23 protein-coding genes are annotated in these 25,191 nt (G+C 31.0%); 3 read left to right on the plus strand and 20 right to left on the minus strand.

The features are described from left to right. Nucleotides 1-149: 149 nt before the first annotated feature. A complete protein-coding gene (locus CLOPA_RS18835; protein WP_015617021.1) occupies nucleotides 150-1,442 on the minus strand; it encodes an ABC transporter substrate-binding protein in 1,293 nt (430 codons plus the stop codon). Between the two features lie 736 nt (nucleotides 1,443-2,178). On the opposite strand from CLOPA_RS18835, the gene CLOPA_RS18840 reads away from it, so the two are divergent. Beyond that, nucleotides 2,179-2,937 carry a class I SAM-dependent methyltransferase gene (locus tag CLOPA_RS18840; RefSeq protein ID WP_015617022.1) on the plus strand — a complete coding sequence of 253 codons (759 nt, stop codon included), beginning with the start codon at nucleotides 2,179-2,181 and terminating at the stop codon, nucleotides 2,935-2,937. A gap of 172 nt (nucleotides 2,938-3,109) precedes the next feature. Here the strand turns inward: CLOPA_RS18840 and CLOPA_RS24570 are convergent, their stop codons facing one another. The 3 genes from CLOPA_RS24570 to CLOPA_RS26275 form a co-directional block, all read right to left on the minus strand. Beyond that, nucleotides 3,110-3,277 (minus strand): small, acid-soluble spore protein, alpha/beta type, encoded by a 168-nt coding sequence (locus tag CLOPA_RS24570; protein WP_015617023.1) that lies wholly within the window; start codon nucleotides 3,275-3,277, stop codon nucleotides 3,110-3,112. Nucleotides 3,278-3,441: 164 nt separating this feature from the next. Further along, the gene (locus tag CLOPA_RS26270; protein WP_242834228.1) at nucleotides 3,442-3,834 is read right to left on the minus strand and encodes a nitroreductase family protein; all 393 of its coding nucleotides are present in this window, start codon (nucleotides 3,832-3,834) and stop codon (nucleotides 3,442-3,444) included. A 66-nt stretch (nucleotides 3,835-3,900) separates the two neighbouring features. Further along, nucleotides 3,901-4,110 carry a nitroreductase family protein gene (locus CLOPA_RS26275; protein ID WP_242834229.1) on the minus strand — a complete coding sequence of 70 codons (210 nt, stop codon included), beginning with the start codon at nucleotides 4,108-4,110 and terminating at the stop codon, nucleotides 3,901-3,903. A 208-nt stretch (nucleotides 4,111-4,318) separates the two neighbouring features. Here CLOPA_RS26275 and CLOPA_RS18850 point away from each other — a divergent pair, with 208 nt between their 5' ends. After that, entirely contained in the window at nucleotides 4,319-4,669 is a 351-nt protein-coding gene (locus tag CLOPA_RS18850; protein ID WP_015617024.1) for a winged helix-turn-helix transcriptional regulator, read from the plus strand. Between the two features lie 27 nt (nucleotides 4,670-4,696). Continuing rightward, nucleotides 4,697-5,098 carry a hypothetical protein gene (locus tag CLOPA_RS18855; protein WP_051115670.1) on the plus strand — a complete coding sequence of 134 codons (402 nt, stop codon included), beginning with the start codon at nucleotides 4,697-4,699 and terminating at the stop codon, nucleotides 5,096-5,098. A 349-nt stretch (nucleotides 5,099-5,447) separates the two neighbouring features. On the opposite strand, the gene CLOPA_RS18860 is transcribed toward CLOPA_RS18855, so the two are convergent. The 16 genes from CLOPA_RS18860 to CLOPA_RS18935 all read right to left on the minus strand — a co-directional run bounded on the left by CLOPA_RS18860 (nucleotide 5,448) and on the right by CLOPA_RS18935 (nucleotide 25,182). Further along, complete coding sequence (locus CLOPA_RS18860; protein WP_041711609.1) at nucleotides 5,448-6,758, minus strand: acetyl-CoA hydrolase/transferase family protein; 1,311 nt, start codon at nucleotides 6,756-6,758, stop codon at nucleotides 5,448-5,450. A gap of 272 nt (nucleotides 6,759-7,030) precedes the next feature. After that, nucleotides 7,031-7,309, minus strand: a complete 279-nt coding sequence (locus CLOPA_RS18865; RefSeq protein ID WP_015617026.1) for a NifU family protein — start codon at nucleotides 7,307-7,309, stop codon at nucleotides 7,031-7,033. Between the two features lie 11 nt (nucleotides 7,310-7,320). Beyond that, nucleotides 7,321-8,778: a 4-hydroxyphenylacetate 3-hydroxylase family protein gene (locus CLOPA_RS18870; RefSeq protein ID WP_015617027.1), complete on the minus strand. Its 1,458-nt coding sequence runs from the start codon at nucleotides 8,776-8,778 to the stop codon at nucleotides 7,321-7,323. A gap of 292 nt (nucleotides 8,779-9,070) precedes the next feature. Next, nucleotides 9,071-10,516 (minus strand): sigma-54 interaction domain-containing protein, encoded by a 1,446-nt coding sequence (locus CLOPA_RS18875; RefSeq protein WP_015617028.1) that lies wholly within the window; start codon nucleotides 10,514-10,516, stop codon nucleotides 9,071-9,073. Between the two features lie 561 nt (nucleotides 10,517-11,077). Beyond that, nucleotides 11,078-12,373 (minus strand): acyl-CoA reductase, encoded by a 1,296-nt coding sequence (locus CLOPA_RS18880; RefSeq protein ID WP_015617029.1) that lies wholly within the window; start codon nucleotides 12,371-12,373, stop codon nucleotides 11,078-11,080. Continuing rightward, nucleotides 12,370-13,482 (minus strand): acyl-protein synthetase, encoded by a 1,113-nt coding sequence (locus tag CLOPA_RS18885; protein WP_015617030.1) that lies wholly within the window; start codon nucleotides 13,480-13,482, stop codon nucleotides 12,370-12,372. Before CLOPA_RS18885 ends, CLOPA_RS18880 begins: the two co-directional genes overlap by 4 nt. 33 nt (nucleotides 13,483-13,515) lie before the next feature. Then, the gene (locus CLOPA_RS18890) at nucleotides 13,516-14,982 is read right to left on the minus strand and encodes an AMP-binding protein (protein WP_015617031.1); all 1,467 of its coding nucleotides are present in this window, start codon (nucleotides 14,980-14,982) and stop codon (nucleotides 13,516-13,518) included. Further along, complete coding sequence (locus tag CLOPA_RS18895; protein ID WP_015617032.1) at nucleotides 14,979-15,221, minus strand: acyl carrier protein; 243 nt, start codon at nucleotides 15,219-15,221, stop codon at nucleotides 14,979-14,981. The genes CLOPA_RS18890 and CLOPA_RS18895 overlap by 4 nt, the downstream gene beginning before the upstream one ends. Nucleotides 15,222-15,741: 520 nt before the next feature. After that, complete coding sequence (locus CLOPA_RS18900; RefSeq protein ID WP_015617033.1) at nucleotides 15,742-16,026, minus strand: putative quinol monooxygenase; 285 nt, start codon at nucleotides 16,024-16,026, stop codon at nucleotides 15,742-15,744. Nucleotides 16,027-16,188: 162 nt separating this feature from the next. Then, nucleotides 16,189-17,316 carry a glycerol dehydrogenase gene (locus CLOPA_RS18905; RefSeq protein ID WP_015617034.1) on the minus strand — a complete coding sequence of 376 codons (1,128 nt, stop codon included), beginning with the start codon at nucleotides 17,314-17,316 and terminating at the stop codon, nucleotides 16,189-16,191. Nucleotides 17,317-17,439: 123 nt separating this feature from the next. Further along, nucleotides 17,440-18,654 (minus strand): MFS transporter, encoded by a 1,215-nt coding sequence (locus CLOPA_RS18910; RefSeq protein WP_015617035.1) that lies wholly within the window; start codon nucleotides 18,652-18,654, stop codon nucleotides 17,440-17,442. A 225-nt stretch (nucleotides 18,655-18,879) separates the two neighbouring features. After that, complete coding sequence (locus CLOPA_RS18915; RefSeq protein ID WP_015617036.1) at nucleotides 18,880-19,785, minus strand: glycyl-radical enzyme activating protein; 906 nt, start codon at nucleotides 19,783-19,785, stop codon at nucleotides 18,880-18,882. A 112-nt stretch (nucleotides 19,786-19,897) separates the two neighbouring features. Further along, on the minus strand, nucleotides 19,898-22,318 hold the full coding sequence (locus tag CLOPA_RS18920; protein ID WP_015617037.1) for a glycyl radical protein: 2,421 nt from the start codon (nucleotides 22,316-22,318) through the stop codon (nucleotides 19,898-19,900). Nucleotides 22,319-22,725: 407 nt separating this feature from the next. Then, nucleotides 22,726-23,676, minus strand: a complete 951-nt coding sequence (gene pfkA / locus CLOPA_RS18925; RefSeq protein WP_015617038.1) for a 6-phosphofructokinase — start codon at nucleotides 23,674-23,676, stop codon at nucleotides 22,726-22,728. A 78-nt stretch (nucleotides 23,677-23,754) separates the two neighbouring features. Beyond that, nucleotides 23,755-24,204: a ribose 5-phosphate isomerase B gene (gene rpiB, locus CLOPA_RS18930; RefSeq protein WP_015617039.1), complete on the minus strand. Its 450-nt coding sequence runs from the start codon at nucleotides 24,202-24,204 to the stop codon at nucleotides 23,755-23,757. 54 nt (nucleotides 24,205-24,258) lie between these two features. Then, nucleotides 24,259-25,182: a glycyl-radical enzyme activating protein gene (locus tag CLOPA_RS18935; RefSeq protein ID WP_015617040.1), complete on the minus strand. Its 924-nt coding sequence runs from the start codon at nucleotides 25,180-25,182 to the stop codon at nucleotides 24,259-24,261. Between the last annotated feature and the right edge of the window lie 9 nt (nucleotides 25,183-25,191).

Below are 25,191 nucleotides of genomic sequence, written 5' to 3' on the forward strand. Positions count from 1 at the left end.
TTTTATTTTTATATTTTAACAAACTATCATTAAGCTTTGACTTTTTCATATTAATAGAGCTAGTATTTGTTTGCATGTATATTCTCCTTTCATATTCTGTAAGTAAGTATGGTTTAGTTTAAAACATACTTACTTACACAAGTTATTTATTACTTTTTATTATTTGCTAAATCATCATCAACTCTCTTAGCTACTCTATCTAAAGTTGTTTTAACATCAGCTCCCTTAAAAATATCCTGCGTTGCATTGGAGAATTCCTTTGATAAAACAGGATATGATGTTGTATGTGGTCTTGGATGAGCCGTATTTAAAACTTGATCTTTTATAACAGACATAGGATAAGAATTATACTCAGACATTTTGTCAAGTGATGATTTCTTAGCAGCTGGTTTCCCTGCTCCTCTAGCTACTGAATATGATATATCTGTTGAAGTCATCCATTTAATAAATTCCGCAGCTTCTTTTGGATGTTTGCTATCAGAAGTTACTCCCCAGCACCAGTCACCTGAAGGTGAAACAACTTTCTTAGTTTTTGGACTTGCAGGATAATATGTTATACCATAATCAATATTAGGGAATTTCTTTAATGTTGAAAGCTCCCATGTTCCCATTAAAAGCATAGCAGCTTTTCCATTTTCAAATTCGTTTGGTACTGCCTGAAGATTCATTAATTTTTCTTTTGCAAATTTCTGCAAATAAGTAAGTGCTTCTACGGATTGTGGACTATTTATATAGCCATCAGCTTTCTTTCCATCATCAGAAATCAGCTTTCCTCCATTAGACCAGATAAATGGAGCAAATCCATAAATTTGCCCTTCCCCTAAATCCCAGGACATATTAATACCATAAACACCGTTAGTTGTTAGTTTTTTTGCAGCATCATATAAATCATCCCATGTCCAAGCATCTTTCAAATCAGTTGGAGGTTTTATTCCTGCAGCATCCAATAATTTTTTATTATAGAAAAGCACAACATCTGATTCAGTTTCTCCCAAGGCATATAGCTTACCATTATAAGTACCCTGCTGAATAATAGATGGTACAAAGTCACTTTTTTCTTCTGATGTAAAATACTCATCCAACGGGATTATAATTCCTGCATCTGCATAGTTAGCAACATTAGGTCCATCCATTTTTACAATATCTGGTTCTGTATGTGAAGTCGCAGCTGCACTTATCTTATTCTCATATTCATAAGAATTACCTCTTGGTAAAAGTTTTAAATCTACTTTAATTTTACCTTTATTAGCATCATTAAAACCCTTTACTGCATTTACAAAAGAATCACGTTCAGAGCCAGGCCCAGGATCAGGCTGCCATGCTGTAATTTCTACTTCCTTTCCATTTCCTGAATTACTTGATGAACTTGTACTGCTTCCACAACCACTTAAAAGTCCAGTAACCAACAATACACTTAATAAAAGTGATAATTTTTTTTTCATAAATATTCCCCCTACATATATGATAATCAACAAATGGAAATCATAATTCCTATCAAATTATGAAATGGCAATAGCTTTTCATGCTAAATCTGTATAATCAAGATTAAGAAAACCTTTACATAATAAACTAAAACTATCTGCTTACTATTTTATCTAATTAGGCATACAATTTTCTCATTCTATAATCCACCTACCTTTACACTATATTTATTAGTGTTAGTATAATAAAAGTTTTAATCAAGTAAGGTTTATTTATAAACAGAGTTCTTGGCATCAGGTGGAGTTTTTATTCCACCTGATGCTTACTAACAGAGTTCTTAGTATCAGTATTTTTTATACTTAGAAATCGTTGTCCTTTAGGATAAATCGTTATCCAGGGACGTAGCCACTCTTTACTCCCACTTTACGAAAAGTGGTGGAAGTATTAGAGATGGTAGTCATCGGATAAATGAAGATAAGTTTATTAATTGTTAATAGTCTTACGTTTTATTTGCAAAATTAAAATGCAATGCATTATTTAAGATCCTAGCTTTAAGAAATTTATGAATACGTATTCTCAACTCATAATTAAATTGTAACATGGTAAAAATTGGTTGTCAATATTTATTGTTATAATTTTTATCATTCCTTAAAATTATAACAATCATAACTAATATTCATTTTAGTTATAGTTATTTTTACCCTATAATATTATTATGTATTAACTTTACCATTAATGATATGGAGGAGAAAAATAATGGATTATAAAGACAAAGACAGATTTTTTTCAATGGCTGAAACTTATAATGAAATGATTAAGTATGTACTACCACAATATGATTTTCTTCAGAATGAAGCAATAAAATCAACCCCTTTTAAGGATGATGATGAAATAACAGTATTTGATTTAGGTGCAGGCAGTGGAATATTTTTAGAAAGAATTCTAAGTAATTTTCCAAAAGCTAAATGTTACTGGATTGACTATTCTACTGATTTTATGGAAGCTGCTCAGAAAAGACTAAGCGCTTACTCTGATAGAGTAGAATACGTAATAACTACTCTGCAAGATAATTTAGAAAGTAAAATAAATGCAAAGGCAGATTTAATTTTCTCAATGTCAGCTATTCACCATTTGGAAACCGAGGAGAAAAAAGCACTATATAAAAACTGTTACAATATGCTTAAACCTTGTGGCTGGTTTTTTAACTGTGATGAAATGAAGACATTGTATACAGATTCCTACATAAATAGCATGAATTTTTGGGTGGATCATGTTAACAATGCTAAGTCACAAATTCCAGCAGATAAACTAAAATATTACGAAAGTTGGACATCTACCTTTGGCAAATGGCAGGAAAGAAATATTAAGCATGTTGATACCCCTAAAGTAAATGGTGATGACCTACATGAAAGCTTTCTTAGTCAGATTGAATGGCTAAAAGATGCAGGATTCGTCAATGTTGATTTATTTGTAAAGTACCATTTATGGAGTATAATTGGCGGAAGTAAAAATTAAATTTATAGAGTTGTAAATCCTCTTCGCACCGAGTTAGTATACAATATAAAACACCAGTGTAAAGAGGTATTTTTATATAATAAATTAAGCACACAAGCCTAAACTTATGTGCTGTATAAGAAGGATTTGTACTATAAATTCATTGACAGTATAGAAATCATTTTAAATTTTTTTAGGAATCTTTAGTTATACTTACAGAAGCATTTTGTCTTGGAGTAACATTTTCATTAGCTCTTTCTTTAAGTGGAATTCCGACTCCTTGCGCAGCTTCTATTTTAAGCTTATTTAAAGTTTCTTTTGCCGTTGGTGTTGATATTTTATTGTCATCTTTCTTTACCATATACAATACCTCCTTTTTAATAACACTATTATATTTATGCAGTTTTAATAATCTTATTATAGGGAACTAGCGGGCAACATGGGATTTAAAATTAAAAGATGACGATTTTGGAAAAATAAGAAATAAAATACTGTATTATTCAACCAAAAATATATATAGTAAATTTATTTAATCCACTCTATTATTTTTTCTAGCGATTGTCTTGTCTTTGGTCTTGGATCAGCTTTTCTGTATCCGAAAGCAGCCATTACAGAAACCCCGAACTTATCTTTATCAAGCATGCCTTCATTTTCAAGTATATCTTCTATCTTTTCTTTATCAAAACCTTCAATAGGACAAGAATTAATACCTATTTCAGCTGCTGAGGTCAATATATTACCAAGAGCTATATATGTCTGTTTTGAAGCCCAGTCAAAAATGCTTCTGTCGCTTTCAAGCAGCTTAAAATCATTTTTTTGGAAACCCTCATAGGCAGCTTTCTTTCCTTTGATAACATCTTCAGGAAGATGCTGCACCTTGCCCATAAACTCAGAAATATACTGAGAACTGTAAATCATATCAGTTTTTTTCCTGGCAAGAATTATTACAAAGTGGCTTGCTGTAGGCAGCTGCCCTTGAGCTCCCTAAGCTGCAGTTTTGAGTTTTTCTCTTAATGCTTCATTTTGTACAATTACAAATTTCCATGGTTCAAAACCAAAAGAACTTGGAGATAATCTAGCTGTCTCAAGAATAAAATTAAAATCATCCTGAGATATTTTTCTATCTGCATCAAATTCCTTACAAGCGTGTCTAAAATTATAGGCTTCTATAATTTTTTCTTTTTCAATTGACATGTATTTTTCCACCTTTCAAATTCAATATTATAATGAGGCATCTTCAAAAAATAGCTAACCTTTTTCACTTGTTATTTATTTTCAAATCCCTAAATTTTCATTATAAAATAATTATAAATGTAAAATTAAATATATTGAAGTATGCACATTTTTTATATATAATATACGAAAAGGTACTTAAGTATACTTTTTATACTGAGGTGATAATGTGAAAGATTGTGTTGAATCTAAAATAAATGAAGAATGTACTAATATTCAGTGTCCTGTGGAAACTAGCCTTAATATTTTAGGTGGAAAATGGAAAGGTATAATTATTTATCGTTTGCTCAATGGTAAAAAAAGATTTAATGAACTAAGACGCGAGATGCCTAGGATAACTCATAGAATGTTAACACTCCAATTAAGAGAGCTTGAAAAAGATAGTATAGTTAAGAGAACTGTTTATGCTGAGGTTCCACCAAAGGTTGAATACGAATTAACGGAATTTGGAATCTCAATAAAGCCAATTATTGTTGCACTTTTTAATTGGGGTGAACTTGTTCAGGACAAAGAAGAATAGAGTAAAATTATAAATTCTACATCATTAATGATCCGGGCTACTCTGCCAGGATCATATGTCATTATAATTTTAAATGTAGGTGGTGGTAATGAATCCATTACAGAATCAATAGAAAATAATCTAACCACTGCAAGAACAGGTATAGCGGGCAGTATAGAAAAAGAAAGTTATTTTAAAGACTATGCCATAGAACTATCTAAAAGAATTTCTATTCCTGTTATTCTAGTTGGTGGTAACAGACACATTGATTTAATGGAAGAAATTTTAAACAACTCTAATATTGAGTATTTTGCACTGGGAAGACCCTTGACTTGTGAGCCAGATTTAGTAAATCGTTGGGCTTCAGGAGATACTAAAAAGCCAAGATGTGTCTCATACAATAAGTGCTATTACACACCTGGTAAAAGGTGTATATTAAATCTAAAATAAATTAAAAGGCATGAAAATTAAATTAATAAAGTGCTAATTGAATTTAGTAAACTAAGTATTGATTATAGAATAACTTTTATTCTGACGGTAGACAAAGTTAAAGTTATTCTATAGACTTCCTTAATTATTTCTTTTGATAAATTATAATAATCTAAATACATATCATTAATGTTTTTTGATAAATTTTTTCTATAATAACTACATTAAGAGCTGATGGCAGTATAGGTTCAACTTTTGAAACATGGAATAAAAGTACAAGCAAATTCACATTATCTGTGAATTTACTTGTATAAAAGAATTTGTGTAATATATGATTGTTCTTCTCAATATTTCCTGTTTTGTACCATCATCAAAATTTACAATTGAATCTTTTTTCAAATTCTATTATTAATGATTCTCTAAAATCAGGATGGGCAATATTTATTAAATCTTTAGCTCTATCCCTCAAAGTCTTCCCTTTAAGGTGTGCAATACCATACTCTGTAATTATATAATCTACTTCATTTCTAGAAGTTGTAACTGCAGCCCCTTCATCTAAAAATGGAACTATTCTTGAAACTTTACCGTGAGCTGCCGTTGAAGGTATTGCAATAATAGCCTTTCCATCTTCAGCCATACTAGTTCCTCTTATAAAATCAACCTGACCTCCAACTCCGCTTATTTGCTTTAATCCAATACTTTCAGAACATACCTGTCCCATTAAATCTATCTGAACACAGGAATTTATAGAAACCATCTTGTAGTTCTTCATAATTACCAATGGATTATTTACATAATCAACTGAATACGATTCAACCATAGGATTGTTATTCACAAAATCATATAACTTCTTTGTCCCCATTAAAAAAGTTACAACTATTTTTCCTGGATGAAGAGTCTTTTTCTTATTATTAATAACTCCAGCTTCTACTAATTCAACAACACCATCAGATATCATTTCCGAATGTATTCCAAGATCTTTTTTATTTTTTAAAAATAATAGTACTGCGTCTGGAATAGCACCTATTCCAAGTTGGAGTGTTGAACCATCTTCAATTAATGAAGCACAATACTTTCCTATAGCTTTTTCTATGTCACCTATTTTGGGAGGTTTTAACTCTATTAGTGGATGTGAAGATTCTACAATATAATTAATATCCGAAACATGTATAAAGGAATCTCCTAAAGTCCTAGGCATATTCTTATTTACTTCAGCAATAACAATTTTAGCGTTTTCTGCTCCAGGCTTACTGTAATCATTAGATACACCAAAACTGCAATATCCGTATTCATCTGGCTCACTTACTTGAATTAGTGCTACATCTACCGATAAATAACCCTCTTTAAATAATCTAGGTACTTCATAAAAAAAACCAGGTGTATATTCTGCTCTACCAGACTCCACAGCTTCCCTTGTACTGGCACCTACAAATAAGGCATTATGATGAAAATATTTTTCCATTTCTGGCTTAACATATTCGCTTTTTCCCATAGCTACCATATGAACTATTTCTAGATTCTCGTATTGATTTTTATTTTCAACCAGTGCATCAATAAGATCTAAAGGCTCTCCAACAGCATGTGAGACAACTACTCTACTATTAGATTTTATTTTTGAAACTGCTTCCTTTGCACTAACTAATCTATTTTTATATACATCTTTCCAGTTCACAAATACCATCCTTTCTATATAATTAAAATATTTTCTAATCTCATAGTAATCTTCTGCACATGTAACTAATATTTTTTTAAATCTATATTTAATCTTATTATGATCTGCACAACAGATATCACATCCGCATAAAACTATAACTATGTCATAAATTTTATCAACTTGTGCATTCTCAAAATCTGCATTAATAAGTTGTTTTATTTTCCACAGAAAGTTTTTTCTATCGTAACTAGGATTACATCCTCCACAGTATTTAATCCCTATACTCAAAGTAAACATATCTATATATTTTTACTCAATATTTTTTTTGCCATATATATGGTTTCTTCACTTACATAATCTATAAGCTGCACTTCTTTGATCTCAGGGATTTCATTTCTAAGAGAAGTTTCTACTACATCCTGTACAGTATACTTTGCAGAAATACAACCACTGCACTGTCCTAAAAGTCTTATTTTAACTATACCGTTTTTTATATCTAAAAGTTCAATATCTCCATTATGACTATTAAGGTATGGTCTTATTTTTTCTTCAATTACTTTAAGTACCTTTTCTCTCATAATTCTTTCCTCTATTCTTCTTGTATTCTAGCTATAGCTTTTGCCAGCTTCTTCTTGGCAGGGATATTACCTTGTCTTGCTATCATTATTCTTTGAGCCTGTGGTGAACCTGCCCCGTGCATGGACTCAGTTCTATAACCTACTGCAGCGGTTCCAAGACTTAAGTTTTCTATTAATCTGAGTATTCTCATTCTATTTTCTGTAGTTACAGAAGCAACCCCTACTAAATATTTATCTACATATTCTCTAGTTGCAGGATTGTTATAGTCTTTTTCAGATGGCAAAGTAACCATTATTCCACCTGCTATATCCTCTGCTAATCTTACTATCTCATATGGAAATCTTGTAACGTTTTGTTTACATACATTAGCTAATAATAAATTTATTTCATAATTTCCTGCTTTTGTTTGATGACCTTCAGCAGAGCAGGCAATTCCACAAGCATATAAAGTTTCATTTAAATGTGTCATCTCTATTATTTTATCCTTTATATGAGATGCTCTTGCTGCTCCATTATAATCGGCAGCCAATGCAGCAGCTCCTATTAATACGTCACCTACTCCTACTTTACATCCACCATAACTCTGCCTATGATATCCCGCAAATCTTTCTACCAACATACCTGCATATTCGGTTTCACCATTTAAGAATATCCTGTCATTTGGCACAAATACGTCATCAAATACAACTAAAGCTTCTACTCCACCAAATACCTTATTCCCAACATCGATATCAGCATCTTTTTCAGATTTTCTAGTATCGCAGGATTGTCTGCCAATTATCATAGTTATTCCTTCTGTATCTGTTGGTATTGAAAATGCCACGGCATAATCCTTATCTTCTGGTCTCATAGCAATTGTAGGTAATACAAGAACTTCATGAGAATTACACATGCCTGTTTGATGAGCTTTTGCACCTCTTACTACAATTCCATCTGGTCTTCTCTCAACTACTCTTAAATATAAATCTGGATCAGCTTGTTTGCTTGGTGAAAGTCCTCTATCACCTTTAGGATCTGTCATAGCTCCATCTACAGTCAAATCATTATCTTGTACATATGTTAAAAACTTCTTAAAGTTTTCAAAATAATTAGTTTTACACTGTTTGTCTACTTCATACGTAGTACTATATACTGCATTAAATGCATCCATTCCAACGCATCTCTGGAAACAGGCAGCTGTTTTTTGTCCTAATAATCTTTGCATTTTTACTTTCTTCACTAAATCTTCTGAACTCTGATGCAAATTCGTAAATCTATTTATTTTTCTACCTGTTAAATTTGAAATCGTTGTCATTAAATCTTCATATTCTGCTTGCTGAGCTAAATCATAAGTCATCTTTACAGAATTTAATGATGGACGAAGGATCGGATCATCTACAGGGCTATCTATTTTTTCTCCCAACATATAAATATTTAATTTTAATTTACGTATACTTTCTACATATTGTTCTCCTGTCATTAAAGCCATTAAAATCATTCCTCTCAAAATATATTTTTATTTATATAATTATATAAAGCAAATCTAATGCCAAATTCTTTAAATTGAAAAAAATAAATATAAATGCCCTTTTTATCTACATTGGACACTTATATTTATTAAAATAAGCTTAAAATTTTTTTATATAAGTTATTTATTTGATGCATTATTGCATCAGGAAACGTTTTCTTTACGGTTATATTACTGCTTTAGGCTACTAATATTGGCTGGAGATTAAATAATTTATAATAAATTCAAATCAACTGCAAAAATGCAACAGACTTCATTTTTGCAACATATGTTTGTTTTTATACCTTTTTCTTTTTCTTACTAATGTAGAAGCATCTATTCCCAGTTCTTTAGCTGCTGATCTTACATTTCCACATTTCTCAAAAGCACTTTCTATCAATGATTGTTCCAAATTTTCTACTGCTTCTTTTAGAGTTATATTATCACTATGGAATTGAGATTTAACTTGCTGATTGTTCCATATTTCTTTAATAGGGAGATCACTTTTCAATATATTATCCCCTGAACTCATAATTACAATTCTCTCTATTATATTTCTCAATTCTCTAACATTTCCCGGCCACCTATATTCCTTTAAACAATTTATCGCACCACAGGTAATAACCTTATTAAAATGGTATTTTTTATTAAAGGTGTTTAAAAAATGGTTTATTAATGGTTCAATATCACCTTTTCTCTTTCTAAGAGGTAAAATTGTAATGGGAACTACATTTAATCTATAATACAAATCCTCTCTAAAAGTATTTTTCTTTACCATATCTTCTAAATTTCTATTAGTAGCTGCGATTATTCTCACGTCAACTTTAATGGTGTCAGTTCCTCCTACTTTTTTAATTTCACCTTCCTGAAGTACTCTCAAAAGTTTTACCTGCATATTCAAAGGCAGTTCACCTACCTCATCTAGAAAAATTGTTCCACCATTCGCTAATTCAAAAAGTCCAATTTTCCCATATCTATTAGCCCCTGTAAATGCTCCTTTTTCATAGCCAAAAAGTTCAGATTCTATAAGATTCTCAGGTATAGCTCCACAATCTATTTTTATAAAGCTTCTACTTTTTCTAGTACTATTTTTATGTATATATTTAGCTACTTTTTCTTTTCCAACTCCTGTTTCACCTAGTAAAAGTACTGTAGTATCAACTTTAGCAACCTTTTCTGCTATTTCCAGTATATAGAGCATTTCATTATCCTCAGCTACTAAATCTGAAAAATTTAATAATTGATTTCTCATAGCTTCCACCTGAGAATAATATTTTTCAGTAAGTTCCTTGTTTTTCTTCAGCTGTTCCTTCAATTCATATAATTCTGTAACATCTCTTACATTGGTAACTACCATTGTTATATCGCCTTTGTCATTAAAAATAGGACTGCTGGAAACAAGTACCGTCTTACCACTTTTAAATTCCTGTTCAATTGTCACATTTTTCCCACTATTAAGTACCATGAGTGTGCCAGATTGGGAAATATAATCGTTGTTTTCTAAATATTCCATATTTTTCCCAATCATTTCGTTTCTCTTCATTCCTGTAATTTCCTCATAGGATCTATTTAGAAATATAGTATTTGCATTTCCATCTGTTATATATATACCATCATAGGAGCTCTCAATAACCTGATACAGCTGCTTTATTCTAAATCGTAAGGTATCCATATCTTCTTGTGACAAATCATCAAATTTTAATAACTCTCTACTTTGCATAATATAATCCTCCTTTAAAATCACAGAATATAACAATGTATATTAATTAGACTGCAATAAAATGCATATCATAAACAGATTTCTTAGTATCGGTATTTTCGATACTTAGAAATCGTTGTCCTTTAGGGTAAATTGTTATTTAACAACGTAGCAGACCTTATCTCCCACTTTGATAGAAAAGCAGACAAAACAAAATTTATTTTGTATTTGGTGGCTTTCACAAAGTGTAAGCAGAAAACCAAAATTTTTAATTTTATATTAATCGTTTTCACAGAGTATGCTGGTAGTATTACGGATTTAGTCATTAGATAAATATGTCCTAATAAAAATTATATCATATATTTAATATACACTGTACTAATATTATAATTTTAAAAAATACAAAAAAATTACAGCTATGAATAGTATCTCTTTATACTCTAACTGCAATTTATTTAAATATTTAATTATTTATAGAAAGTTCTATTATTTTAAGGAAGTCATAACAAAAGCTTCGCCAATTAAAACTCTATGCCCTTTATCATTAATACAAATAGTTTTAGGTTTCACTATATTATTATCTTAAAAGTCTACACCTAAATTGCACCACCTTACAAGTTCATTTATCATAAAACATCCATCCCAAGGGGAATCATAAATATTCATGGAACCTATATTTACCACTCTGCCTACACCATATATTGTAACTATATCTGCAAATTTTAAAACTTTACTTTTATCCTCTATGGCATAACCTATAGTTTGAATCCTATGGGTTATTAAATCATCTATATCAAATATACTGTCTATTTGCTTTACAAAAATACAGTTCCCACCTACTGGTTCCTCCAATTTTATATCATCATTGATTAAAATGGTATATTCCAATCCCTTGCTGCAGCAGATATCTTTATCCAGGCTAAGGCTATATATTCCTCTTTCATTTATAATCCTTGCACATTGGGCTTCATCTAGAATATTTTTATATCTTCTCCCTACTTTTTCAAAAGACTTTTTCAATATTTTAACAACATCATCTAATGCAATATTACTTTTCTCTACAAATAGTACCTGCGGCGAAGAACATGCCTTTTGTCTAAATAAAATTACATCCATTACCAACTTATCCATATATGCATAACATCTATCACTTTCAACAGCAGCTTTATCAAATACAGCAAAAGAATATTTAGGTCCGAATACTATATCCTTGCATGTAGTTTTCTTCGGAAGGGAGGTAATGTGATCCACTGCCTCTTTTCCTCCCCATATGATTCTGGAATCCGCAGTAATTGACATGGACTTATTTAAAAACTCATCCTCACTAGGAAAATATACTAAAGATATATTCTTAAGTATATCCTGAGAGGAATATACTTTATCATTATAAATAATCTGTATATCATACAGAGGTTTTAGCAATTTTAAAACTATTGGAATACTTCCTTCAGGTACTCTTACAAGGTTTGAATTTTTAGCTATCAGTGATTGAAAAATAGAATAGAATGCAAGTGTATATACATTTCCCGCTATCCATTGACAGCTAATTCCCCTGCCTTGAGCTTTTATGAACTTACCATTTCCCTTGTATAGAAATTCATCTAAATACTTTTTATCTCCAAGGCTGATTTCTATCAATTTTTCTACATTCGATCTCTTAAAGTAAAATGAAAGGTAGGCTGATCCCTCAATTCCAATGAGCTGTTTATCTTTTGACAGCCTTCTACTGTACTCATCTAGTATAAGAATAATGGCCTGTACCGGTATTGAATTCAGAAGTTTCCAATTCACCTTTAAACTGCTGCTTATTTCATCGAAATCCTTGAAAGTTTTCCCTTTTTTATAAAGACATCCATTCAATAAATAACAATTTATCATTTAATATTCTCCTCTTCTGCAAAAGTATCACCACAGCCTCTAATTTCAGCCTTCTCCATTCTAGATTTAAATTTGAAATATTTGCCCCGTCTCCCACATTTACAATCATCAATTCCAACCAATTCTCCCACATCTTCTGTTAAAATACCTTGTGAAGGATAACTTGACCCTAAAATACTCATAACTTCTATGATTCCACGCTGTCCAGGCTTTACCTCTTCCAAGGTATTAAAATCCCTTATTATAACATCTGTAAAATCTGGCACATGTTTATATCCATACTCACAATCTACAAACACAACTCCAAGCTGTTCTACCATTCCATAAAAATCCATTATGTTCTCTTTTGCAGTTCCAAATACTCCAGCTGTTCTCCTGTTAAACTCCTCTTTCACAACACTTTCAGAGACAAGTTTTTTCCATCCACCGCTGTGCAGAAGTTTCATTTTAGGCAGCGATAATTTAATATTCTTTCTTTCTAATTCTGTTACAAACTTACTCCATATTATATAAGTAAATCCATATATCAGTATTTCATTGTTTCTATTCTCATATTCAAATTTTTTTAATCTAGACAGATTTATTACTAAATTATTGTCTTTCTCATCCATAACATAAGTTATGCTGCTTGCAAAATTACTGACTCCCCTGATAGCTGCTCCTCTTGCACTCAATACTTCTCCTTTTCTATTTACAGATTCTGTATCAAGGACTAGAAGTGGTCTTCTCTTTCCTCCTAAAAAGCCCTTTAAAGTACTCATCAACGCTTGGGACTGTCTTATGGATGTAATTCTATCCAGATATATTTTACTTGGTATTCCCGAAATTGTTGAGCTGGAATTCAGTATTCTTATTACATCCTTACTATCACATGTCAAAAGGTCAAATTTTTTAAACATGTTTACTGGAATAAATGGAACTTCACCAAGTTTTGAAATTTTATGGATATCTACAGAAAATTTTTTATACATGCTCTTTATATTAGGATTAATTTTGTTTGATTCAAGCTGTTCCTTAATTATATCCAGCAGCATACCTTCTTTTTTTTCTTGAAATATTTGAAACTGGTCATTTAACACTATTTCCTCTATTAAATGGTTTATTTCCATATATATTTCACCTGTTTCATATTATTTTTACATCTATTTTAGGTTCCTCAGCAGTACTTTTCCTGATGAATTCTTTGGAAGTGATGATAAAAATTTTATATATTTAGGCACTTTATGTCTAGGTAATCTGCCTGAACAATAGTCAAATATATATTTAGAATCTATGCCTTCATCCTTGTCCTTTAAAACTACAAAAGCTTTTACGGCTTCACCTAGAATATCATCTTCCACTCCTATAACAGTACATTCAACTACCTGCTGTATGCCGCATATAGTATTTTCTATCTCTTTAGGGCTTATTCTATTTCCGCCGCATTTTATTATATTTTTCTCTCTAGAAACTACAAATATATATCCATCTTCATCTTTAAAGGCTAGATCACCAGTATACAAAAATCCATTTTTAATTACTTTTTTTGTCTCCTCTTCATCATTGAAATATCCCTTCATTATGTTTCCACCTTTGGCTACTATTTCTCCAACTTCTCCCACTCTAGTAGGCTGTCCATGCTTATCTAATATTATCAATTCCGTTCCAGGAATGCCTTTTCCTATAGAACCCAATTTATTCTTAAGCTGTAATGGCGGAAGATAGGATAATCTTGCTGTAGCCTCAGTCTGTCCATACATAATATATATTTCAGCACCTTCAAATGCCTCACATAATTCCAATATAAACACCTCAGGAAGTCTTCCTCCTGCCTGAGTTACATATCTCAAAGACGGAAATTTAGAATCTTTAATATTTGTTATTCTCAGCAGTATTTGGTAAGTACTAGGCACTCCTGCAAAACCAGTACAACTATATTTGTTTATATCTTCTATAACAGTTTGAGGAAACATAAATCTATTATTTATTACCACACTCCCACCGCATCTAAAATGTGTATTCAGAAGAGATGTCCCATAGCAATAATAAAATGGCAGTACAACTTCCACTCTATCTTTCTCAGTTAAATCCATATACTTTATTATAGAATCCGTATTATACATCAAATTGTAGTGAGTAATCATCACTCCTTTAGGTTTTGAAGTAGATCCTGATGTAAACATGATAAGTGCTGTATCTTCTTTTATACTTATAGAATTACTGAAAATAGGTTCCTTTTCAATTATTCCTAAATTTTCTTCACTATATATTACAATATCTTTAGAAACTAATTTTTCTATTTTACTTCTGTATGTTTCCTGACAAAATATCAATTTTATTTTTAAAATACTTACAATATATATTATATCGTTTTCAGATATAGCTGGATTTATGGGGACACATATACTTCCATTCTTAATTATTCCAAAATAAGCTTTTATAAAAAAAGCTGAATTATCAGAAATTACAAGTACACTATCCTTTTTTGAGTAATTTCCTTTCTGCAATAGATTTACTATATAATTTATACCTTCGTAAATTTTCTTGTAACTTATCATTTTATTCTTATCTATTACAGCAGTCTTTTCTAAATTTCTAGATTTCTCAAATATATAATCCGTAAATGTCATATTTCTACTCCATATTTATTTAATATCTTCTTCACATCTCCTATAGTGTACATTCTCGATATATCCACTACCTCAAGATTTATTTCAAACTTCTCTTCAAATGCTGAAACAAGCTCTACATGTGCCAGTGAATCCCAGCCTTTTATTTCATCTGGACCCATTTCATCCTTAATACCACCTATATCTTTTATATTTAATATATCGCAGATTATCTTGTTGAATTTATCTAAATTTTTCATAGTATATTCCTCCAAATTTATATTTTTAAATATATAAAAAGCAATTATCATACCAATATATTATAACCTGATATTAAAAGGTTACATAAACAGAGTTCTTTGCTTCAGGTGGAGTTTTTTGTTTCCGACCTCTGAAACTTTAGAAATCGTTATCTAGGGGCGTAGCAAACCTTATCTCCCACTTTCACAGAGTGCAATGGGAGGAGTATTACAGATGGTAGTCATAGGATAAATTTTTAAGATATAATTGCTGCATCAATGCAACAATCATATCTGACGTTTATATATAATAACAGTACTCAACATATATAATATACATGTTGCAAATATGCACTTTGTTTCTCTTTTGCAACAAAATAATATTTATTCTTATATATTAGGAATACAAGCAAATTCCCATAATGGACACAATAAGGGAAACAAGACGTAATCCTATTTCCCTTACAAGTTTTTTATAATGAGTAATATATGAAAAATTTTTTTACTTATTTATTTACTAAATTTTCTCTTAAGCTTATACTTATATTTTTTTATATAAGTTAATATCTGCACTCTTTTCTCGCAATTTTTCTAATTCAGGAACTATAGTTTTAAAATGATCAGAATCATTATGACTTTTAATAGCTTTCTTACTTTCCCACTCTTCTATAAATGTAAACATATTTTCATAATTTATGTCTTGGTATAAATTATAAGATATGCAACCTGATTCCTTTACACTTTTTTTAACTAGTTCTTTTGCAAGATTTATAAATTCATCTATCTTGTCTTGTTTAACAATAGACTTAGCAGTAATAATAATCATTTTTTTACCTCTTATTTCACCTTAGGCATATTCAAATAAATAACTAGTCAGTATGCTAGCCTATTTTGAATCCTACTGCGTCAGCAGAACCCTCAGATAGCCTACTATCATCGGAACCTGCTTCCTTGTTGGATTCAAAATATTCGTCGCATCTTTGACTTACTATTTATTTTCACATGCCTTATTTTTATAGTATCTTCCTAAAGCATCTGCTGATAATATTGCACTATATATCATTTCCTCAGTAACATCAATGGGTTCTCTTAGTATTAGCGGTGATTTCATTACAGCTTTAGCTGCCACTCTTATTTTTTCCTCTGTTATTTCCTTCACTCCAATTTCTTTTAAAGTTACAGGCAGTCCAACAGTTAAGCTAAAATTAACCACTTCTTCTATTTCACTCTTATCTCTATTTTCCAGCACTAGTTGGCATAAAACTCCAAAACCAACCTTTTCTCCATGAAAATAACTATGACATTCTTCCAGAGCTGTAAGCCCGTCATGAAAAGCATGAGCCCCTGATGCCCCATTACTTTCAGCTCCTATTCCGCTTAAAAGAGAATTAACCTCTATAATGTTTTCTAAAGCCACGCTGCAAGCTCCAGCCTCAGCGTCTAATTTTGCTTTTAATCCTTCATTAATAAGAACTTTATAACATTCCTTTGCTATGGCATAGGAAGCAATAGTTCTTTTAAATTCTCCTTTTATATTATTAAAAGAATCAGATTCTTTGCACGCTCTAGCTTCAAAATATGTGCCAAGAGCGTCTCCCATTCCTGCTACCAATAATCTTACTGGAGCCTTAGAAATAATTTCTGTATCTAAAAGAACTACATCTGGACCTTTATCATAGAATATTTCTTTAATATGCTCACCTGTTTCTGAATAAATTACTGATAATGCACTGGTAGGCGCATCTGTAGATGCTGATGTAGGTACTATTACTAATGGTAATTGCAGTGTATTGGCTACTAGTTTAGCTGTATCAAGTGTTCGTCCTCCGCCAATACCAACAATTACATCATATCCACCTTTTTTTGCAATTTTCGTATATTTATCTGTATTTTCAATTGATACCTGTCCTTCAAATTTTTCTGATGATATTTTTGAATTCTTATATATATTTCTTAACTTCTCTGAGATAGAATTATATAAAAATCCATCTATAACTGCCAAAACATTTTTTCCAAAAATATCAGTATAGCTTTCTAAATTACTAAGTTCCCCGTATCCTTGAATATATTTTGCCGGGGATAAAAATGCTCTTGTACTTTTTTTAATCTGTCCCATAGTAAATTCCCTCCTCTTACACATTGTAAATAATTTAAAAATACTTCAAAACGTTTTCGTTTTATTCGTTATAATTAAACTTAATTCGTTAATAACCGTAAACTTTAATCACTTAGAATCAATCTAATTTATTTCAACATTTTTTCTTATTAGGCACATAAATATAGTACATAATGTTAGGCATATACCAATTGTATAATATGAATAATATACCCCTATAAAATCATTTAAAACACCTATTAGCATACTAATTCCCATAGCTATCAAAGTACCGCACATCAATATCAATCCAGTAATATATGATGCCTTCTTTTTAAATACTTTACCTATAGTTGTAATTGTAACCGGGAATATCAAAGAATAGAATAAACCTGATATGGCTATCAAGATAAGTCCATTTTCCTTTAACAGCATACCCAGTATAGTAACAGCAGCAGCTACTACACCGTAAGATATAATACTTCTAAAATATCCAAATTTATCTGCTACAAATCCTCCAAATATTCTTCCTACCGTCATAATTCCAAAGAATAAAGCTACATATAAAGATCTTTTGTCTGCATTTAAGGCATACGCTTCATTCATATAATTTACAAACCAATTACCAGTACCATATTCACAGGATAGGTAAAATCCTGCTGCTAGTATATATAATATTAAAACTTTGTTTCCAATAATATTAGATATATTTACCTTTTCCTTGTTACCTTCTTCTATGTCTTCTTTGATATTTTCTTCTATCTTTTTTTCAGGTATTTTTATTATTAATAAATACACAAACAAAACTATGCTAACTATGAACATGAACAAATAAAAATTACCCCAGGGTACTCCTTTAAATAGCAGGTTACCAGTAACTTTTTGCACTGTAGTTGTACCAACTCCATAAGCAAAAACTAAGAAGTTCATCAATACAGCTGTAGATGCTACTGGTAAGGTTGGCCCTAAAGTATTAATACTAACGTTAAACATAGCCATACCAGCATTTACTCCAAATAAACCAATTATTAAAAGTACATAATTCTTACAAAATATTAATGCTAATAATGCAATAATTTCAATTATAAATCCTAAAGCTATAATTTTTTTGTAAGATCCCATCTTTTCAATAAGTATTCCACCCAAATATTGAAAAACAGCATATGCAAATAAGCTGGCCATAAGTACGTATCCTATTTGTGTATTATCTATTCCAAATTGCTCTTTAAAAATTGGTATAAATATCCCCTTAAAGTTATCACTCATAGACACTATAAGGTACATCATTACAAGTAGTAGTATAATAGAAACGTTGGTATAATTTATTTTCTTCTTAGAATTTAGGTCTGAATTTTGCATAATTTCCACCTCTTCCAAATAATTATTCCTATTTAATTATGATAAACAGAGTTATTAGTATCTGTATTTTAGATACTTAGAAATCGTTATCCAGAGACGTAACAGCCGTTATCTCTCACTTTCGCAGCGTGCAAGCAGACAAAATAAAATTCATTTTGTTTTTAGTCGCTGTACAGAGTGCGTTGGGAGTATTACGGCTGGTAGTCATCTGATAAAGCCTATTTTTTATTGAATAACAATATTATTTATTCCATTTCTTTTTAAAATATCTGATATAGAGTCCATCTTTTCTTTTGATGGGGTTTGTACTTCAGATAAGATATATTTCTTCCCTACTTTTTCATATTTAGCTTTCCCATAGGAATGATATGGTAACAAATTAATTTTCCCCTTGAATTGTATTCTTTTAAGCATATTTGCTATTTCTATAAAGTTTTCTTCTTGGTCATTATATGACGGAATGATAGGTATCCTAAATATAGTTTCTTTTAATTTTGATATTTTTTCTGCATTTTCAAGTATAATATCATTTCTAACCCCAGTATATTTTTTATGTTTTTCATTATCCATTTGTTTTAAATCAAACAATATTAAATCCATATCCTTAACTGATGCCCAAAATTTTTTCCATTCACAATATCCCGTAGTTTCTATAGCTACATGTATACCTTTTTCCTTAAGTTTAGGAACAATTTCTTGTAAAAATTTATAATATAGAGTTGCTTCTCCCCCAGAAAAGGTAACTCCACCACTGGAGTTTTTATAGAATTGACTATCTTTTTCTATTTCGCTGATTACTTCATCTACAGTCATGGTTTTGCCTATAATTTCCTTAGCGTTTGTAGGACATACTTCTAAGCATTCCCCACAATTAGTACATTTTTCCATGTGAAATTGTACTTTCCCATCCTTTACTATAGAAGCACCAAATTTACACTTTTCAACACAAGCCCCACAATTTATACATTTATTAGGTGTAGTTACCACCTGTTGCTTTATACTTTGGGACTCTGGATTGGAACACCATAAGCAACTCAGAGGACATCCTTTAAAAAATATTATTGTTCTTATGCCCGGGCCATCATGAATAGAATACCTCTGTATATTAAATATAAGTGCTGTGTTCTCCAAAACCTCATCTCCCATTCTATAAATAAAGCTACAGCCTTAGAGGCTGCGGCTCTAACATCAATTAATCTTTCTTAGTTGGAGTTTATACTTCAACTAAATATATTGGATAAATTTAAAAATTTGCATACTCAGCTCTATCTATAATGTCATCTTGAACGGCCTTATCTAATTCTACAAAGAAAGCACTATAGCCTGCTACTCTTACTATTATTCCTTTGTATTTTTCTGGATCTCCCTGAGCTTTTCTTAAAGTTGCTGCATCAACCACATTAAATTGAATATGCCATCCACCTATATCAAAATAAGATTTTATTAAATTTTTAAGAGCAGTTTTACCAGACTCCGTTTCCATTAGCTTTGGAGTAAATTTTTGATTAAGAATAGTTCCATTATATACTTTTAAATGATCTAATTTAGATGCAGATTTTGTAACAGCTGTAGGTCCCTTTAAATCGGTACCATGTTGTGGTGCAATGCCATCGGACAAAGTTTCCTTGCCCAATCTTCCATCCGGTAATGCTCCTACATGTAAACCTAGAGGTACATTAGCTGATACTGAGTATATACCTGGTCTATATACTCCGCCCCTTGTATTTTTGTGTTTTGAAACTTCTTCACAGTATATATTTGCCACTTCTTTTCCCAAACTATCAACATAATCCTCATCATTTCCCCATTTAGGAGCTTTATTTATAAGTATTTGCCTTAAATATTCTTGTCCTTCAAAATTCTTATCTAATGCATCAATTAACTCTTTCATAGAGATTTTTTTATCTTCAAATACTAATTTTTTAATTGCAGCCATAGAATTAGCTACATTTCCCAGACCAACACCTTGAGGTCCTGTATAATTGTATCTTGCTCCACCAGCTGTAATATCTAAAGCTTTTTCTACACAATCATCCATTAATAATGAAAAATATGGCAATGGATGATATTTAGCATGAGTTTTTTCTATTATATTTAAAGCTGAAACCATTTCATTTACGTAAGCAGACACTTGCTCTTTAAATGCTTTAAATACATCTTCTATACTATTAAATTTTCTTGGATCTCCAGTTTTTGGTCCAATTTGTTTTCCACTTAACCTGCAAACACCATCATTTAAAGCAAGTTCTAATGCCTTTGCTATATTACTCATAGCAGCATTAGTCATACCATTACAGTGAGGTGGTACTGCTTCAACGCAGCCAGATATACTATAATCTCTAGCTTCTTCTAAAGGCACTCCCAAAGAAACCAACATTGGTACAGCTATCCTGTCATTAAAGAATTGTGGTTTACTCCTTCCAGTACTTGAAACTCGTACAGCTGCCATAAAGAATTCCTCTGGAGTATTTTCATGTATTCTTACAGATAAATTTGGTTGAGACAATTTAGTATCAGCCTCTGCTTTTAAACACATATAGGATAATTCATTAGTAACATCATTGCCCTGTGAATCCACCCCGCCTATTACCATGTTCTCAGATATAGAAAATCCAGCATAATATTTAGCGCCTTCATAATCATAGGCTCTCATAACCTCTGTAAATTTAATCCATAAACATTCTAATAATTCCTGAGCCTCATGTTTAGTCATTTCTCCCTTTTCTATACTACTCTTATAGAAAGGATACATATACTGATCAAATCTTCCAACGGAAACAGCAAGTCCATTTTGCTCTATATATAAAACTAAATGTGCTAACCAAAAAGATTGGATTGCTTCTCTAAAGTTAGTTGGAGGATTTTCTGGAACTCTACTACAAATATCTGCTATATTTTCTAATTCTTTTTTCCAGTTTTCATCAGTCTCATTTTCTGCTAATTTCCTAGCTTCTTCTGCATACCTATGAGCCCAATCAACCATAGCATCACATAAAATCAATTCTGACTGATAGAAATCATACTTTTCCCCATAATCTGGTTCTGTAATATCCAATGCTTCTAATTTTTCTATAACTTCTTGCTTTAATCCTTTAAAACCCTTATTTAAAACCTTTTCATAATCGGCTATAATATGACCTATACTTCCAGCTAAATGAATGCCTACAGAGAAAATTTGATTCTCTAAAGTAACAAGTTCCCTTGTTCTCTCCGGCATAGCTTTTAGAGCTATTTCTTGTATTGTTTTTCCTTTCCAATAAGGTATTACTTCTTCTAGTAATTCTTTCCTTACAGCCTGTGGAAGAACTAATCTATCCTGTTCTCTCTTTTCAAATAAATCTATCTCTTTTTCAAGATAACCTGCTTCCGTTTCTGGGAAAAGAGGCGCTGATCTTAATTTGCTAGCCTGGTTACCTACTATTGGCTGATCCTTTTGAATAAATATAGTCATTTTTCTAAGTACATCTGCGATAGATTTAGCACGCCTTATTACCATAGGTTCGCCTTCACTTTGCTTGTAAGATTCCGTTACTATTCTAGCTCTTTCAATACACATTTCAGGTTTAACTAGCAATAATTCGTTGTTAAGTTTAACAGTTCTCCAAAAATCGGAAACTATTCCATAAGGATTTTCTACAGGTTCACAAACAACTAAATTTTCCATAAATTATTCCCTCCATAAATTATAATTTAAAATTCATTTAAGCTTTGAATATCTAGCTTTCAGCATTACAAATTTTCATGTTTACGATTACATTTTAAAGTTTAGTCTTGTACTTCAGTATTACATATTTTATTATATATATATACTAATCTTTTTTATATGACCAATCATACAAAAGTTATGGTTTTTTATTGTATATTTGGTAACTATCCAACCATTAATACATCTAAAATTGTTGCCAAGACTCTAATATAGCCAGTTTATAAATTAATAAGTTCTTAAAGTGCTTAAAATTTATTAAATTAGCGTGTTTAATAAATAATTCCCCCTTAAAAACATGATATCTGGTATATTATGTTTAAAAAAATATAATATATATGATTGAATAGTTACTTACTATAATAGAATCATAAAAGCATATTAAGTAAGTCATATTCTCTATCTTTATTGGTATTTGTATTATTTACATCATTAAAGCTTACATCCATTATTTCATTATTTCTAATTCCAACAACTCTCCCTGTACAACCTTCCATTAGCAATTTCACAGCTTTAGCGCCCATTTTACTTGCCAATATTCTATCAAAAGCAGATGGGCTGCCTCCTCTTTGTATAAATCCCAAAACTGTATTTCTTATACTAATATTTAGCTTTTTTTCAATATATTTTTGCAGTTCTTGTATATCATATATTCTTTCAGTTATTATTATTAGATTATCACTTTTCCCTTTATTTATATTTTTACTTAGTTTATCACATATAGTATCAAAATCCAACTTTCTCTCAGAAGTAGATATTATGTCTCCTCCTCCTGCTAAAGCAGAGTACAAAGCTAAATCCCCGCAATACCTTCCCATCACTTCTACAATAGTAGTCTTTTCATGAGAAGCATCCGTATCTTTTATCTTACCTATACATTCTAATACCGTATTTAATGTTGTATCAAAGCCTATACAATAATCTGTGTAACCTAAATCATTGTCTATAGTTCCTGGTAAACCTATAACTTTTACTCCTAATTTACTAAGTTTCTCTGCTCCTTTAAAGGAACCATCTCCTCCAATTACAACTACACTATCTATACCAAATTTATTCAGTGTCTCCAATCCCTTTTTTCTTACATCTTCTTTTATAAATTCTGTACACCTTGCAGTTTTAAGTATAGTTCCTCCTTTTTCTGAAATGTTATCTACAATTGAATCCTCTAGTTTTATTAATTTCTCATCTATCAATCCTTTATAACCATATTTTATACCCCAGACTTCAACATTATTATAACTTGCCGATTTCACTACTGCTCTTATGGCAGAATTCATTCCAGGTGCATCTCCCCCACTGGTTAAAATTCCTATTTTCATTTATTCCACCTACTTTATATAAACTTTGGCATGTAGAAGAGAAACGAACTGCCAATAGGCACTCCATTTCTTTTAGTTTTATTTAGAATATTTAGCTTCTATTTTAGCAACTTTATCCAATCTTTTTTCATGTCTCCCACCTTGAAATTTAGACTTTAAAAAGGTGTCTACAATATCCAAGGCAGCACCTTCACCAACTACCCTTTGTCCTAAAGCTAATATATTTGCATTATTGTGTTCTCTGCAAGCATGAGCACTAAAAGTATCACTGCAAAGTGCTGCCCGTATTCCAGGAACTTTATTTGCAGCTATAGAAATTCCTATACCAGTACCACAAACAAGAATACCCAAATCAGAATTTCCATTTTTTATATCTTCTGCAACTTTCAGTGCATAATCAGGATAATCACAGGATTCACCTGTATAAGTTCCAAAATCATTTATTTCATGACTTTTATCTTTCAAGTGGTTTATTATTTGCTGCTTTAATGGTAATCCAGCATGATCACTGCCTATAGATATTTTCATTTTAAACTCTCCCATCTAAAAATCGTTAGTAATATTCCTTGATGATGGAATTACTTAACAATCCCATCCACCTATATTTACTTTAATTCCTTCTTCTTCCATTAATTTTTTACATAATTCTGCTGTTTCCCAGGGGCATTCCTCTAAATCTTCCATATCATAATACTTTTCAATTAATTTGTATTTACTTGAACCTATTTGATGGAATGGTAATACATGCACTTTATTAAGCTTATGGCATTCTTTTAGATATTCTATGATCTTTATAAATTCATTACCATCATTTACGTTTGGTATCAACGGAATACGTACTATAATATTTTTGTTTATACTTAAAAGATATTCAAAATTTTCAAGTATTTTTTTGTTGTCTACTCCAGTCCAAATTTTATGCTTACTACTAGTTATAAGTTTGATATCATATAAAAATACATCTGTATTTAATGCAATTTCTTCTATAGCCTCTCTGCTGCAATATCCACAGGTTTCAACTGCTGTACTTATGCCTTTTTCTTTAATTTTTTGAAGAAGTTCTTTGGCAAAGCTATGGTAGAGGGTTACTTCTCCTCCACTCAAAGTAATTCCTCCTCCACTTTCCTTGAAAAAAGACTCATCTTTCATTACCTCTGAATAGACTTCCTCTACAGTCATTTTCCTGCCGCATAGGGTTCTTGCACCAGTTAGGCATGCCTCAGCACACTTCCCACAGCCTTCACATTTTTCTCTATCAATATTTATAATAATATTTCCATTTGAATCTAATTCATTAGATGTATTTTCACATATTTTATAACAAGCTTTACAATCAACACATTTACTTGGATCTGTCATTAAAACTTGCTTTGCAGTAAGATTTTCGGGGTTTTGGCACCATTTGCACCTAAGAGGACATCCCATAAAAAATACAACTGTTCTAATGCCTGGTCCATCATGAACACAAAATTTCTGTATATTTGATATATAGGCCGCTTGTGACATACTATCACT

Origin of the sequence: Clostridium pasteurianum BC1 (genome assembly GCF_000389635.1) — a bacterium.
In the GTDB taxonomy this organism is placed as follows: domain Bacteria; phylum Bacillota; class Clostridia; order Clostridiales; family Clostridiaceae; genus Clostridium_I; species Clostridium_I pasteurianum_A.